The organism is Herbaspirillum sp. C9C3 (assembly GCF_013359625.1).
Classification (GTDB): domain Bacteria; phylum Pseudomonadota; class Gammaproteobacteria; order Burkholderiales; family Burkholderiaceae_D; genus Herbaspirillum.
Genome location: NZ_JABFMQ010000002.1, coordinates 218,003 through 231,962, shown reverse-complemented (window position 1 = coordinate 231,962; position 13,960 = coordinate 218,003). Strand labels below are relative to the sequence as shown.

Sequence of the window (13,960 nt, the reverse complement as noted above, 5' to 3'; positions counted from 1 at the left end):
GAACCACGATGAAACGCATTGCACCCCTGGCCTCCACGCTGATGCTGACGCTGGCCGGCACCTCGCTGAGCCTCTCGGCCACCGTCCGCGCAGCCGATGTCGGCGACGACAAGGGCGACTCCCTGCCCACCGTCAACGTCACCGCCAGCGGCACCGGCAAAGACGACAGCCGGGCACGTTCGGCTGCCGTGGCCGGTTTCGACGATGCACCGCTGATCGACACGCCGGCCTCGGTGGCCGTGGTCACCGCCGCGCAGATGCAGGACCAGCAATCGCGCCTGCTCTCGGATGTGGTCAAGAACGATGCCTCCATCAACGAGAACTATGCCCCGGTCGGTTACTACGAGAACTTCAGCATCCGCGGCATCACGCTGGACCCGGCCAGCGCCTATCGCATCGACGGCCTCACCGTGGCCGGCGAGCAGACCGTCGCACTGGAGAACAAGGAGCGCGTCGAATTCCTCAAGGGTGTGGCCGGCCTGCAGGCCGGTGTGAGCAGCGCGGGCGGCATCGTCAACTACGTCACCAAGCGTCCGGCCGATGTGCGTTCGATCACGCTGGGGACGGACTCCTACGGATCGCGCTATCTGGCCACCGACCTGGGTACGCTCTTCGGTGACCAGAAACAGTTCGGCCTGCGCATCAATGCCGCGCACGAAGACATCCACTCCTACGTCAACAATGGCGATGGCTGGCGCGACTTCGCTTCGCTCTCGGCGACCTGGGCGTTGTCGTCGAAGACGCTGGTGCAGTTCGACGCCGAATACCAGCAGAAGGCCCAGCACTCGGTGGCCGGTTACCAGTTGCTGGGCGGCACCACGCTGCCCTCGGGCGTCTCGCCCCAGACCATGCTGACGCCGCAATCGTGGGCGCAGCCGGTGCGTGACAGCTCGTTGAACTACCGCCTGCGGGTGGATACCGATCTCAATGCCGACTGGCATGCTTACGTGCAGGCCGGGCGCAGCCGGGCAGTCATCGACGATAATCTGGCCTTCCCGTATGGCAGCGGTGGCGGGGCTTCTTCAAGCTTTGCCGCCAATGGCGATTTCGACGTGTACGACTATCGCGTACCCGGTGACGAACGCCGCAATGACGAGGCGCAGGCCGTCATGACCGGCAAGTTCGCCACCGGCTGGCTCAAGCATGAGCTGACCATGGGGATGGCCATGTCGCGCCGGGTGGTGGATAAATCGGATGGCATCAGCGTACTGGTCGGCAGTGGCAACATCTATTCCGGCACCCCGGCACTGGCCCCGGCCACCGATGTCCCCGGTCCGGCATATCGCAATCTGGACAGTCGCCAGAAGGCGCTCTTCTTCAGCGACCGACTGCTCTTGTCCGAGCACTGGCAAGCCATTGCCGGAGGCCGTCAGGTGTGGCTCAACGAACAGGCCTTCGCCTCCGATGGCAGCGTCACCCGCACCACCTCGCGCAATCTGTTCCTGCCGCAACTGGCCTTGATCTTCAAGCCCATGCACAAGCTCTCGCTCTACGGCAGCTATGCCGAGACGCTCACGCTGGGGACCTCGGCGCCGTTCTGGGTCAGCAACTTCCCGACCACGCTGCCGCCGTCGGTGGCACGTCAGCTGGAAGCCGGCGTCAAATACGATGTCTCGCCGGATCTGGCCCTGACCGCGGCCCTGTTCCGTATCCGCAAAGCCTATGAGTATCAGCAACCGGACAACAGCAGCAGCGGTTTCACCTACGTCCAGCAAGGTCGGCAGACCAACACCGGACTGGAGCTCGGCGCCAGCGGCAAGCTCAGCGCGCGCCTGTCGGTGGGTGCCAGCGTGACGGCCACCCGTGCCCGTGCCAGCGACACCGGTACGGCCGCCTATGACGACCGGCAGGTCGTGAACGTGCCGCGCCTGCGCAGCAGCGTCTATGCCGACTATGCCCTGCCGGGGGTGGAGGGCGTGAACCTCATGGGCAGCTGGCTCTACAGCGCCAGCAAGCCCGCCACCCGCGATGGCAGCGTGAACCTGCCGGCCGTGCACGTCTTCAATGCCGGCCTGCGCTACCGGCTGCGCATTGGCGGCCACACGGCCACCCTGCGCGCCAATGTGGACAACGTCTTCGACAAGCGTTACTGGAAAGATGCCGGCCAGTACCTGGGCGACGGCTACGTCCACCTGGGCGCACCGCGCACGGCGCGCCTGTCCTTGCAATATGATTTCTGATTTGCTGTTCTGCTGAAAGCCCATGGACGCCGCTTCCCATCACCTCACCCGCGTCATCAGCCACGGCATGGGCGTGGAGCCTGTCATCTCCGACTGGCCCGCGCTGACCTCGGCCGAGGTAGCGCGCGTGCTGCGCCACTATCCCGGCGTGGGTCAGCCGCTGCGACTGGAATGGCACAGCCCGCGCCCGTTCTCGGCAGCCTGCGTGATGCAGACCGAGAGCGGCCCCATCATCGTCAAACGCCATCACGCGCGCGTACGCGATGTAACGGCGCTGGCCGAAGAACATCGCTTCGTGGCGCACCTGAAGGCGCGCGGCCTGCCGGTCAGCAGCGCACTGACCACCACCGACGGCGCCACTGCGCTGGCCGACGATTACTGGACCTATGAAGTCTTTCCGCTGGCGCCGGGAGTGGATCTGTATCGCGAGGCGATGTCATGGACGCCTTTCACCAGCTGCACCCATGCGCATTCGGCGGGTCAGATGCTGGCCCGTCTGCACCAGGCCTCTGCCGGTTACGATGCCCCGGCAAGACCGGCGCGGCCGCTGGTGTCGAGCTTCACGATCTTCTCGCAGGAAGATCCGGTGCGTCCGCTGCAGCACTACATCGAGCAGCGCCCGGCCATTGCGGAATATCTGGAAAACCGCCCGTGGCGTGGCGAAGTGGCGCAGCACCTGCTGCCCTGGCATGCCGCACTCAAACCCTATCTGGATGAATTCGTCCCGCTGTGGACGCACAACGACTGGCACGCCTCCAACCTGCTGTGGACCGATGCCACCGATCAGGCCAGGGTACAAACCGTGCTCGACTTCGGTTTGTGTGACCGCACCTGTGCGCTGCACGACCTGGCCACGGCCATCGAGCGCAACATCGTCGAATGGCTGGCCATCCCGCAGCGCGCCGTGCAGCTGGTGCATCTGGATCTGCTCGATGCGATGCTCGACGGCTATGCCGCCACGCTGCCCCTGAGCGCACGCCAGGTACGCGCGCTGGCGGCACTGCTGCCGCTGGTCCATGCGGAGTTTGCGCTGGCCGAGCTGGATTATTTCCATGGCGTCACGCAGTCGCCCCAGAATGCCTCGCTGGCCTATGACACCTACTTCCTCGGCCATGCCGACTGGTTCCACTCTAACGAGGGACAGCGCTTGCTGTCGCATCTGGAACAGCGGGCACAGGGGCTGGCAAAGACCTAAGTTTTTTCTGGCTGCACATTAAGAAAACGCGACCGAAAAACTTAGTTTTTTGGTCGCGCCGGATGCCAGACGAAGCAGAGGATCAGGAAAAGTCCTTGATCGTCTGCGGTTCGATCAGCACCATGTTTTCATTGGCGCCCAGCCAGATCTGTCCATCCTGAATCGTGCATTGCAGCTGCATGGTGCGCTGGGCCAGTGCGGCCAGCGCCTGGCTGGCCTCGGCGGGGATGTTGACGACCTTGAGATTCCTGGCGCGGTCGACGCGGCTGCCGGTCTGGTTCCACCAGATGTGGGAGGTGCTGCTGTAGCTGTACACCAGGACCTGTTGCGCGCGGCCACAGGCTTTGAGGATGGCGCGGTCGTCCGGTTGCCCGACCTCGATCCACAGCTCGATGGCACCGGTCAGGTCCTTCTGCCAGAGGTCCGGCTCGTCGGTATCGGACAGGCCCTTGCCGAAGGCCAGCGCCTCGCTGGCATGCAGAGCGAAGGCCAGCACGCGGATCATCATGCGCTCGTCGGTCTCGGAGGGATGGCGGGCGATGGTCAGTGCGTGCTGCTGGTAATAGTGCCGATCCATGTCGGAGATCTGCAGGTCGGCCTTGAAGATGGTGGATTTGAGCGCCATGGGAATCTGTTCGTGCAAAGGAAAGGCAAGCGCGCGTGGCGGGCCGCCGTCAAAGGTTGGCAAGCATAGCCGATCTGGCGCGGCTGTGGGCGATTGTGGTGAGCTCCTGGTAGTGCGTGCGACAATGCCGCTATGAGCACTTCTTCACCTTCTCCCGCTTCCCTTCCGTCCTCTCCCGCTGACGCAGAGGTCGTCGCGCTCACGCGCGCCTGGCTGGAACAGGCCGTGATCGGCTTGAACCTGTGTCCTTTTGCCAAGTCTGTCCATGTGAAGGATCAGGTCCGCTACCGCGTCAGCCGGCATCAGGATTGGAATGAACTTTCAGTTGATCTGGAACAAGAACTGAGTTTTCTGGCAAAGGCCGACCCGGAACAGGTCGACACGACCCTCTTCATCATGCCGCTCGCATTAGCCGATTTTGTCGAGTACAACGATTTCCTGGACTGGGCCGATCGCCTGCTGGAAAGGCTGGGGCTGGAGGGCGAGCTGCAGATTGCCAGCTTCCATCCGGACTACCAGTTTGCCGATGCCGAGGCCGACGATATCGAGAACTACAGCAATCGCTCGCCTTTTCCCATCCTCCATCTGTTGCGAGAAAGCAGCATCGACCGGGCGGTCGCCGCCTACCCCGATGCGGCAGCGATCTTTGAGAAAAACATGGCTACCTTGCGCAATCTGGGCCTAAGTGGCTGGAATATGCTGCCATTTGTCGTATCAAAAGAACAACGCTAGCAAATGGGCAAAAAATCCTGTTAATATCTGTTACAAATTCGAAAATGAGTTTCTGCAACTATTGTGGACTAGAATTTTCTGACTGCATGAAAAATGTGCAATTATTTCTATATAGACATAGAATTATTGTTGTGCTGCTCCAAGCGCACTGGGTCAGAGAACAGAGAATTAGATAAGTGTTGTTTTGAAGCCGTTCTTTGATAGGGCTTTCGATATCTTGCAGAAAAAGGCAACGCCTTCTCGGATAACGTCAGTCGCGTTTTGCAGTTTTACAAACAATTAATGCATAGGCGCACAGCCTTCCACAAACATCTGCATAATGGAACGTCCCGATCATGACTACCCACGATACTGCTGAATCCAACTCGATCTCCGATCAAGTCAACTACGATCCCAACCACCTGCTCGATGCGCTGATCGAAAAGCTGCATCTGAAGAACGATGCGGCCCTGTCCCGCGCGCTGGAAGTGGCGCCGCCGGTGATCAGCAAGATCCGTCACCGTCGCTTGCCGGTGGGCGCATCGCTGCTCATTCGCATGCACGAGGTGAGCGAACTGTCGATTCGTGAACTGCGCGAACTGATGGGCGACCGTCGCGAGAAATTCCGCATCAGCGACAAGCAGTTCAAGCCGAAGCCAGGCGCAGCGCCGGGCGCACCGGCACCGAGCGGCAGCGGCATGCCGGAATGACACGGCCCGGCTGGGCGACATCGCCACGCCGGACGATATGAAAAACGGAGCCATCGGCTCCGTTTTTCATTGCATCTCACTGCCTCGCTCAGGCCGGGAATACGCCGGTAGAGAGATAGCGATCACCGCGATCGCAGACGATGAAGACGATGGTCGCATTCTCCAGCTGATGCGACAGGCGCACGGCTACTTCGCAGGCGCCCGCAGCCGAAATGCCGCAGAACAGCCCTTCGGTCACGGCCAGCTTGCGCGCCATGTTCTCGGCATCGGCCTGGCTGACCGACTCCACCTGGTCCACGCGCGACCGGTCGAAGATCTTGGGCAGATAGGCTTCCGGCCATTTGCGGATACCGGGGATGGATGAGCCCTCTTCCGGCTGCGCCCCCACGATCTGCACTTGTGCATTCTGCTCCTTCAGATACTGCGACACGCCCATGATGGTGCCGGTGGTGCCCATGGCACTGACGAAGTGGGTAATGCTGCCCTTGGTATCGCGCCAGATTTCGGGACCGGTGGTCTCGTAGTGCGCCAGCGGATTGTCGGGGTTGGCGAACTGGTCGAGGATGAGGCCCTCGCCATTCTTCTGCATTTGCTCGGCCAGGTCGCGGGCGTATTCCATGCCGCCGCTCTTGGGGGTCAGCACGATCCTGGCACCGTAGGCGGCCATGCTCTGGCGCCGTTCTTCGGACAGGTTCTCCGGCATCAGCAACACCATCTTGTAGCCGCGCATGGCCGCCACCATCGCCAGGGCGATGCCGGTATTGCCGCTGGTGGCTTCGATGAGGGTATCGCCCGGCTTGATCTGGCCGCGCGCTTCGGCGCGGGTGATCATCGAATAGGCGGCACGATCCTTGACCGAGCCGGCCGGATTGTTGCCCTCGAGCTTGCCGAGGATGAGGTTGTTGCGGCGCCTGGCTTCTTCGCCGCCGATGCGTGGCAGCTGGATCAGCGGGGTATTGCCGATGGTGGATTCGATGGTCGGATAGGACATCTGCTTGGCTTCCTTGCGCAGCCGTGCGCGGGCACGGGGCGTTCTTTGGTCGAAACGGCCATTCTAATATGACTGCTGCGCATGTGTTGGCGGCGCGACCTAACAAGATCCTTATAAGGATATAGCCAAATCATTTAAAGGATTTTCTGTAGAGGATCGCATGCGCGATCATTGCAGGTCGCGGTAGCGAGGCAGCATGTTCAGTTTGGCCAGCCGGATTTCGATGGCGCAGGCGGACCTGATGTGGTCTTCGTTCTCCGCGGAAAATAACAGCAACCGTACGATACTATCCGCAACACAGTGGCGGACAGGAAAATGCAGCAACTCAGCATTGAGAAATCGGCAGTCGCGATCAGCGCCATCCCAGGTTCACAAGCCAGCCAATTACGCGCACACTGTGAGCTCGCTCAGGCGCGCACAATAGTCAGGCAATCGATCACAACAACAATCTGCGCGCTGTTCATGGAGACGACATGCACACCCACGACATCACCAACCAGGTCCCGGACCTGTGCGACTACAACCTCTACCGCAGCGATGCTGCCCTGGTCGAAGCCGTGCAGCGCGAAGGCGCACACTGGCACGACTGCACCCTGGCCAGCCAGGGCGAGGCGCTGGGCACGGCCGAGATGAGCGAGCTGGCCGACCTGGCCAATCGCCACGGCCCGGTGCTGCGCACCCATGACCGCACCGGCCATCGTATCGACGTGGTGGATTTCCACCCGGCCTGGCACACGCTGCTGGACCAACTGCGTCGCGCCGGCCTGCATGCGCTGCCCTGGGTGCAGCCCGGGGACGGCGCCCACGTGGCACGCGCAGCGGGATACTTCCTGCATGCGCAGGTCGAGGCCGGCTCACTGTGCCCGACCACCATGACCTTTGCCGCCATCCCGGTGTTGCAGCAGGAGCCCGCCCTGTTCGCGCAATTGCGCAGCCGGCTCTTCTCGCGCGAGCACGACGGCCGCGACCTGCCCATGACGCGGAAGCGCTCCATCCTCATCGGCATGGGCATGACCGAGAAACAGGGCGGCTCCGACGTACGCAGCAATACCTCCATCGCCACCGCGGCCGATCCGCTGGATGGCGGACGCGGCAAGGCCTACCTGCTGTGCGGTCACAAGTGGTTTTTCTCGGCACCGATGTGCGATGCGCACCTGATGCTGGCCCGTACCGAGAATGGCCTCTCCTGCTTCTTCGTCCCGCGCTGGCTGCCCGAGGGCAGCCGCAATCCGATACTCATCCAGCGTCTCAAGGACAAGCTCGGCAACCGCTCCAACAGCAGCAGCGAAGTGGAATTCGAAGACGCCATGGGCATCATGGTCGGCGAGGACGGGCGCGGCATTGCGACCATCCTCGAGATGGCCAACCACACGCGCCTGGACTGCATCATCGGCAGTGCCGCGCTGATGCGCCAGGCGCTGGTACAGGCGCTGCACCATGCACGCCACCGCAACGCCTTCGGCCGTCGATTGGCGGAGCAATCCCTCATGCGCACCGTGCTGGCCGACCTGGCCCTGGAGAGCGAGGCCGCCACCCTGCTGATGCTGCGCGTGGCACATGCCTTCGATGCACCGGATGACCCGCTGCAGCGCGCATGGAAGCGCATCATCACGCCCGCCGCCAAGTTCTGGATCTGCAAGCGCGCGCTGGAATTCACCGGCGAATGTATGGAAGTCTGGGGCGGCAACGGCTACGTGGAAACCGGACCGATGGCCCGGCTCTATCGTGAAGCCCCCGTCAATTCGATCTGGGAAGGTTCGGGCAACGTGATGTGCCTGGATGTGCTGCGGGCCATGAGTCGCGAGACCGAAGGCCTGGCACGGTTGCTCATGGAACTGGACGATGCGGCCATGGCCCATCCCGCCCTGGCGCTGCGGGTGCATGCGCTCAAGCAGATGCTGGCGGCAGGCGAAGAAGAACAGCAAGCCGGTGCCAGGCGCCTGGTACAGCAACTGGTACTGGCCTTGCAGGGCATGCTGATGCTGCGTCACGCGCCGGCGGGATCGGCCGAGGCCTTCCTCGCCAGCCGTGCCGACAGCGATGGCGGACGGGTCTACGGCACCCTCAATGGCACCAGCGCAGCCGCGCAGCAGGCCATCCTGCAGCGCGCCTGGCCCGAAGCATGAGGGCGCGGTATCAGCCCGGCAGTGACGGCATCAGCGGACTGCGTTCGGCCCAGGCCACGAAGAGCTTGCCCCGACGCGCGCGCGGGCGACGCTTCTTCATGGCCGAATAAACCAGCTCGGCCAGGGTGCGCTGTTCGGCCGGACTCATGGTCAGCGACATGCGATACATGCGCAGCAGCATCAGGGCATTGTTCATGAAGGCGGTATCGGCAGCATCGCTGCGCGCCAGCGCAGCCATCTGCGCCGCCACGGCCAGGGTGCGCGCGCCCTCGGCGGCGGCTTGCGCGGGTTGACGCGATGCCAGGGGATCCTGTAGGGCGATGCGCTCGAGCACCATGCGGTAGGAAGCCTCCACCTCGCCGGCGCTCTCACCGATGGCGACACCGGCCAGACCGGCCAGCAGTTTTTCCAGTGCGCTCAAACTGACGGCATGACCGCTCCGCCCACCATCGCGCCAGCCGCCCCCGGCGGGATCCACCAGCCAGGCCAGGAAACCATGATCAAGCTGCGTCATCCGGGCCGCACGGCTGGCCAGCAGGCGCCGTGCGATCACGGCCTCTTCGCTGCTCATGCGAGCGGCATGAGAAGCGAGCTCGGCGACGGCGTCCATGCTGCCGACCTCGCTCGTGGCACTCCCCTGGCCGGTGGCAGAAAGGCCGGCATCGGCACGCCAGCGGCGATAGGCCGCCAGGTCGTGTGCCAGCGCGTCAATCTCTTCCAGTGCCATCGCGTGCGTCTGCGCATAGGCGTAGGCCTCGGCCAACAGGCGTCGATCTCCATAGGCAAGGAAGTCGCGCGCACTGGTCCCCGTTGCGGCACGGCGTACCGGAGCCGGTTCATCCTCCCGGCGCGCAATGCCGAAGACGCGTTGCAACAGCATCAGATAAGCGCTGTCCTGTGCAGCGTGGGCACTGTTGCTGACCTGCAGCAGATCGGCCAGGCGCGGAGCCGCAGCGATCAGTTCGGCCAGCGACGGTCCCAGGCGCGGCAGCAACAGGCCCCGGATCACACCACCGGCCAGCGCCAGCGGCCCCAGCGGCAGCACCAGAGTTTCCAGCATGCGTGCCAGTTCGGCCTGTTGCTGCGGCGGCAGTGCGGCCGGCGCAGACGGTGACGCCAACTGGTAGAGATCGAGATATTGCTGCAGCAGTTGCGCGTAGTTGTCCGGATAGGCAGTCTGCTCCAATGCAGACAAGCTCGCATGGAACACCAGCGCCGCCGTGATGACCGGCTTCCAGTCACCACTCTCCAGCGCCCGCTGGAATACCGGTGCCCAGAACTTCTGGTCCAGGACAGTGCGCTGGTTGGCGGCCGCGTAACGTTCATTGATGGTGTAGGCCCCGCTGTCGTCATAGACGATGGCCGAGAGTTCAGCGCGCGACTTGTCTGCAAACGGATTGTCGGCGCGTCCATACAAGGACTCGGTGGCCTGCTGCGCCTGGCGCAGACGTTGCGGATCGTCCGAGCGCGGCAGCTCGGCATCGGCTGCGGCAATCGCCTCGGCGCCACGGCGTGCCGCCACCAGGCGCGCTTCAATGGCAAAGAGCGTGTCGCGTGTGATGGGGCGCGCCGCGTCGATGACGGACTTGGTAACAGTCTGCAACGAACTGTCCTGGACCGCTTCGGTGGAATCCACCGCCGCCGTGGTCACGCTCTCGACCGCCGTGGCCAGGGCGGCCATGAGCTTGCCCTGGGCCGACAGCGAGAGCGTTACGCCTTCTTCCGGCAAGACGGTCGCCGCCGCAGCAGGCGTGGGCGCAGGCGCCAAGGCCGTGTCATTGCGTGGCTGGTTCTGCTGGTTCAGTTGCGCAAGCGCTTCACGCGCCATGATGACCAGATCGGTTTCCATTGCCATGTTCACTCTCCTGGTTCGGAGTTCTCATGACTTGGTTACGGTAAAAGATCGTCAATCTTTACACTTGCAAACCGGCATCATCCAGGCGGGACGCGGCGTCTCGGGCGATGACGGCCCGTCGCGATGAGACCGGCGGCTCAGGATTTCTCCGATGCGCGTGGCCGCGTACAAACGCTACAGTGGTCTGCATCGAGGAGAATCCCATGAACAAGACCCATGCCCTCATCGCGCTGCTGGCGCTGATGCTGACCTGGCAAGCTGCGCGCAGTGAACGTGCCGTGGCCGCCAATGCCGGTGCACTGGACATCTCGGTCGTGGTCGCCGAGAAATGCCGGATCGATTTTTCCGAAGGCAGCGCCGACTTCTTCCAGGTTTGTTCCATTGGTCAGAGCAGCACCACTGAGCGCACCCAGCAGGTCATGGGCGCCAACATCGCGCTGTCGCCGCAGGATGATCCCTACTTCCTGGAGCGAGACCCCGAGCGTCCCGGGCAGGTCGCCCGCGTCGGCGATGACCCGCCCGCCACCGACGCGGCCGGGCGGCGTGGTCCCAAGGTAGTCGTCATCCCTTACTGAGATCGCGCTGCCAGCGTGATGCGACGCTTGTCCTGGCGTGGCTGGAAATGCGTGGGCGTGCTGTGCAATGCCTTGCGGAACATGTTGGAAAATGCGCTCTGGCTGCGATACCCCAGCGCCTGTGCCACCACCCCCACGGCATCGCCGCGTGCCAGGCGCACCAGGGCCTGACTCAGATGCACTTGTTGTACCCAATGGCGAAACTGCAAACCCGTTTCCTTAGGGAAGAGCCGGATCACGGTGCGCACGCTGGCGCCCCCCATCCCTGCCCAGTCCGCCAGGGAGAACTGCCGCCCCGGATCGGCCAGGATGGCTTCGCAGATGGCCTGCAGGCGGCGGTCGCGCGGCCACGGGATGGCCACCGGAATGGCGGGCGCGCGCGCCAGTTCCGACAGGATCAGTTCAGCCACATGGCCGGCGCGACTGTGGGGCGCATACTCGCGCGGTTCGGCCAGCAGCGCCAGGATCAACTCGCGCAGCAGGACCGACACTTCCAGCAGGCGACATTGCCCGCCCAGCGCGCGCCCCTGGGCCTGGTCGATGTAGAGCGTGCGCATGCTGACCCGGGTGAGCATCAGGATCTCGTGCTCCACCTGCGGCGGTACCCACAGCGCCCGTTGCGGTGGCACCAGCCACACGCCTTGCGGGGTACGCACCTGCATCACCCCCTCCACCGCATAGAGCAACTGGCCGCGCCGGTGCGAATGCGCCGTCAACAGATCCCGCGCCGACAGTTCGCGGGCAAACGCCACGACGCTGCTGGGCAGGTGCTGGAACGCATCCACTTCGGCACTGGGACACACGGAGGTCAGGTGGGCACGCATGGCATTTAATCGACAACAAGTGTCATCATCATCAATAGATGCCAATGATACGCTTCGAGTCTTCTTCCTGCATGCCATTCCCGACACCATGACCAGTGCCACCGACTCCAACGCCACCGCGCCCGCCAGCGCGACGGCCTCCGCCAATTCTCCTGCGGCCATTGCCGCCCAGCCGCTGGTGATGAGCATCATCCTGGCCTGCGGCGGCGCGCACCTGATCAATGACATGATCCAGGCGCTGCTGCCCTCGATCTATCCCATGCTCAAGACCGGCTACGGCCTCAGCTTCACTCAGGTCGGGCTGATCACGCTGACCTTCCAGGTCACGGCCTCTCTGCTGCAACCCTGGATCGGCATGTATACCGACCGCCATCCGCAGCCCTGGCTGCTGCCCAGCGGCGCCGTGGCGACCCTGAGCGGCATCGTGCTGCTGGCGCTGGCGGGCAGCTTCGGCGCCTTCCTGCTGGCCGCAGCGCTGATCGGCATCGGCTCTTCCACCTTCCATCCGGAAGCATCGCGCATCGCCCGCATGGCCTCGGGCGGTCGCTTCGGTCTGGCGCAATCGACCTTCCAGGTCGGTGGCAACGCCGGCTCGGCCTTCGGTCCGCTGCTGGCCGCAGCCATCGTGGTGCCGTATGGCCAGGGCAATGTGGCCTGGTTCGTCTTGCTGTCGGTGCTGGCCATCGTGGTGCTGTCGCGGGTATCGCGCTGGTATCGCGGCCATCTCGCGGCCAACAAGGGCAAGGCCAGGGCGCGCGTGGCGCAGACGCTGCCGGCCGCTACCGTGCGCCGGGCGCTGGTGGTGCTGGCGCTGCTGGTGTTCTCCAAATACTTCTACATGGCCAGCTTTACCAGTTACTTCACCTTCTATCTGATCGAACGCTTCCACATGTCGGTGGCCTCTTCCCAGTTGTACTTGTTCCTGTTCCTGGGGGCGGTGGCGGTGGGCACCTTCGTTGGTGGCCCGATTGGCGACCGCATCGGCCGCAAGCTGGTGATCTGGATCTCGATCCTGGGCGCCGCCCCCTTCGCTCTGATGCTGCCGCATGCCAACCTGTTCTGGACAGCCGTGCTGTCGGTGGTGATCGGCCTGGTCATCTCCTCGGCCTTTGCCGCCATCGTGGTCTATGCCCAGGAGCTGGTACCGGGCAAAGTGGGCATGATCGCCGGCGTATTCTTCGGCCTCATGTTCGGCTTCGGCGGTATCGGCGCCGCCCTGCTGGGCCACCTGGCCGATCTGTACGGTATCGCCTGGGTTTACGGCCTGTGTGCCTTCCTGCCGCTGGCGGGCGTGCTGACGGTATTCCTGCCGGATGTGCGTGAGCGCTGAGCTTCACTTATCACCTGATACACAAGAATAAAAAAACGCGCTGGCCTGCGAGCCAGCGCGTTTTTCTTCATATAGCGCACCTGGCGGCGCAGCCCGGCTTCGGCTCAGGCCGTTACCAGCGGCGCGGCTGCAGCCAGCTTGCTACGACGGCGCCAGGCCATCCAGCCCACCATGCCCAGACCGGCCAGCAACATGGCGTAGGTCGATGGTTCCGGGACCGGCGCGACGCTGCGCAGCGAGGCGTTGGAAGTGAACAGGGTGACGTTGGAGAACGCCGGCACCTGGCCGCCGTTGTTGTTCCAGTTGATGGCAAAGGTGCCACTCTGGGTCTGCCCGGCCGTCAGCACCAGATTGTCGAAAAGGAAGGAGCCCGTGGCATTGCCGGCGTGAATGCCCAGCACCAGATCCATCTGCAGGCTGTTGCTGGAGGTAATGCTCCAGGTGCCGGACTTGCTGCCGTTGGCCAGACTGAAACTGAGCGTCAGGTTGGAACCCAGCACTGAATTGGTGGAGCCCGAGAGTGCGCCGGTGGAATCGATCTTGCCCAGCAGGTTCCAGCTACCGCCGCCGAAGGAGCTGCTGAACAGGGAGCTGTTACCGTTGGGGCCGGCCTGCGCATTGCCGCTCGCCCAGACGAAATTGTTGGCCTTCTGTCCGTCCAGGGTCACGTCATTGACGCCGGCACTGCCTGCGCCAGCACCACCGGGAGCAGCGACCGCGATTGAACTGGCTACCAGAAGGATGGCTGCAATCAGGGTTTTCATGGGTTCCTCTTTGTTGTCGAATTGATATCTCTTTAGATCTGATTTTAATCAAACGACAACAAAAAGTTGAGCAA

The 13,960-nt window shown here is 63.5% G+C and carries 12 protein-coding genes; 7 read left to right on the top strand and 5 right to left on the bottom strand.

The genetic code is table 11. The features are described from left to right. Nucleotides 1–8 precede the first annotated feature (8 nt). Nucleotides 9–2,180, top strand: coding sequence for a TonB-dependent siderophore receptor (locus tag HNO82_RS03275; protein ID WP_175342734.1), 2,172 nt, complete (start codon nt 9–11; stop codon nt 2,178–2,180). Nucleotides 2,181–2,202: 22 nt separating this feature from the next. After that, a complete protein-coding gene (locus HNO82_RS03270) occupies nt 2,203–3,375 on the top strand; it encodes a phosphotransferase enzyme family protein (protein WP_175342733.1) in 1,173 nt (390 codons plus the stop codon). An 82-nt stretch (nt 3,376–3,457) separates the two neighbouring features. Here the strand turns inward: HNO82_RS03270 and HNO82_RS03265 are convergent, their stop codons facing one another. After that, nucleotides 3,458–4,000, bottom strand: a complete 543-nt coding sequence (locus HNO82_RS03265; protein WP_008325943.1) for a YaeQ family protein — start codon at nt 3,998–4,000, stop codon at nt 3,458–3,460. Nucleotides 4,001–4,132: 132 nt separating this feature from the next. Between HNO82_RS03265 and HNO82_RS03260 the strand changes: the two genes are divergently transcribed. Both HNO82_RS03260 and HNO82_RS03255 read left to right on the top strand, forming a co-directional pair. Next, entirely contained in the window at nt 4,133–4,732 is a 600-nt protein-coding gene (locus tag HNO82_RS03260) for a DUF1415 domain-containing protein (protein WP_034349798.1), read from the top strand. A 335-nt stretch (nt 4,733–5,067) separates the two neighbouring features. Then, nucleotides 5,068–5,421, top strand: a complete 354-nt coding sequence (locus HNO82_RS03255) for a hypothetical protein (protein WP_008325939.1) — start codon at nt 5,068–5,070, stop codon at nt 5,419–5,421. Nucleotides 5,422–5,509: 88 nt separating this feature from the next. On the opposite strand, the gene cysM is transcribed toward HNO82_RS03255, so the two are convergent. Next, nucleotides 5,510–6,412, bottom strand: coding sequence for a cysteine synthase CysM (gene cysM / locus HNO82_RS03250; RefSeq protein ID WP_008325937.1), 903 nt, complete (start codon nt 6,410–6,412; stop codon nt 5,510–5,512). Between the two features lie 473 nt (nt 6,413–6,885). Here cysM and HNO82_RS03245 point away from each other — a divergent pair, with 473 nt between their 5' ends. After that, complete coding sequence (locus HNO82_RS03245; protein ID WP_175342732.1) at nt 6,886–8,538, top strand: isovaleryl-CoA dehydrogenase; 1,653 nt, start codon at nt 6,886–6,888, stop codon at nt 8,536–8,538. A 10-nt stretch (nt 8,539–8,548) separates the two neighbouring features. Here the strand turns inward: HNO82_RS03245 and HNO82_RS03240 are convergent, their stop codons facing one another. After that, nucleotides 8,549–10,393, bottom strand: a complete 1,845-nt coding sequence (locus HNO82_RS03240; protein ID WP_175342731.1) for a hypothetical protein — start codon at nt 10,391–10,393, stop codon at nt 8,549–8,551. 203 nt (nt 10,394–10,596) lie between these two features. Between HNO82_RS03240 and HNO82_RS03235 the strand changes: the two genes are divergently transcribed. After that, a complete protein-coding gene (locus HNO82_RS03235; protein WP_175342730.1) occupies nt 10,597–10,968 on the top strand; it encodes a hypothetical protein in 372 nt (123 codons plus the stop codon). On the opposite strand, the gene HNO82_RS03230 is transcribed toward HNO82_RS03235, so the two are convergent. Continuing rightward, on the bottom strand, nt 10,962–11,792 hold the full coding sequence (locus HNO82_RS03230; protein ID WP_175342729.1) for an AraC family transcriptional regulator: 831 nt from the start codon (nt 11,790–11,792) through the stop codon (nt 10,962–10,964). The genes HNO82_RS03235 and HNO82_RS03230 overlap by 7 nt on opposite strands. Before the next feature lie 88 nt (nt 11,793–11,880). On the opposite strand from HNO82_RS03230, the gene HNO82_RS03225 reads away from it, so the two are divergent. Beyond that, on the top strand, nt 11,881–13,122 hold the full coding sequence (locus HNO82_RS03225; protein ID WP_175342728.1) for an MFS transporter: 1,242 nt from the start codon (nt 11,881–11,883) through the stop codon (nt 13,120–13,122). Nucleotides 13,123–13,226: 104 nt separating this feature from the next. Here HNO82_RS03225 and HNO82_RS03220 read toward each other — a convergent pair whose 3' ends face one another. Beyond that, nucleotides 13,227–13,886 (bottom strand): PEP-CTERM sorting domain-containing protein, encoded by a 660-nt coding sequence (locus HNO82_RS03220; RefSeq protein WP_175342727.1) that lies wholly within the window; start codon nt 13,884–13,886, stop codon nt 13,227–13,229. Nucleotides 13,887–13,960 lie beyond the last annotated feature (74 nt).

Excerpts from the sequence above, each read along its gene's own strand:
- HNO82_RS03275 (WP_175342734.1), top strand. The coding sequence starts at position 9 with ATGAAACGCATTGCACCCCTGGCCTCCACGCTGATGCTGACGCTGGCC.
- HNO82_RS03270 (WP_175342733.1), top strand. The coding sequence starts at position 2,203 with ATGGACGCCGCTTCCCATCACCTCACCCGCGTCATCAGCCACGGCATG.
- HNO82_RS03265 (WP_008325943.1), bottom strand. The coding sequence starts at position 4,000 with ATGGCGCTCAAATCCACCATCTTCAAGGCCGACCTGCAGATCTCCGAC.
- HNO82_RS03260 (WP_034349798.1), top strand. The coding sequence starts at position 4,133 with ATGAGCACTTCTTCACCTTCTCCCGCTTCCCTTCCGTCCTCTCCCGCT.
- HNO82_RS03255 (WP_008325939.1), top strand. The coding sequence starts at position 5,068 with ATGACTACCCACGATACTGCTGAATCCAACTCGATCTCCGATCAAGTC.
- cysM (WP_008325937.1), bottom strand. The coding sequence starts at position 6,412 with ATGTCCTATCCGACCATCGAATCCACCATCGGCAATACCCCGCTGATC.
- HNO82_RS03245 (WP_175342732.1), top strand. The coding sequence starts at position 6,886 with ATGCACACCCACGACATCACCAACCAGGTCCCGGACCTGTGCGACTAC.
- HNO82_RS03240 (WP_175342731.1), bottom strand. The coding sequence starts at position 10,393 with ATGGCAATGGAAACCGATCTGGTCATCATGGCGCGTGAAGCGCTTGCG.
- HNO82_RS03235 (WP_175342730.1), top strand. The coding sequence starts at position 10,597 with ATGAACAAGACCCATGCCCTCATCGCGCTGCTGGCGCTGATGCTGACC.
- HNO82_RS03230 (WP_175342729.1), bottom strand. The coding sequence starts at position 11,792 with ATGCGTGCCCACCTGACCTCCGTGTGTCCCAGTGCCGAAGTGGATGCG.
- HNO82_RS03225 (WP_175342728.1), top strand. The coding sequence starts at position 11,881 with ATGACCAGTGCCACCGACTCCAACGCCACCGCGCCCGCCAGCGCGACG.
- HNO82_RS03220 (WP_175342727.1), bottom strand. The coding sequence starts at position 13,886 with ATGAAAACCCTGATTGCAGCCATCCTTCTGGTAGCCAGTTCAATCGCG.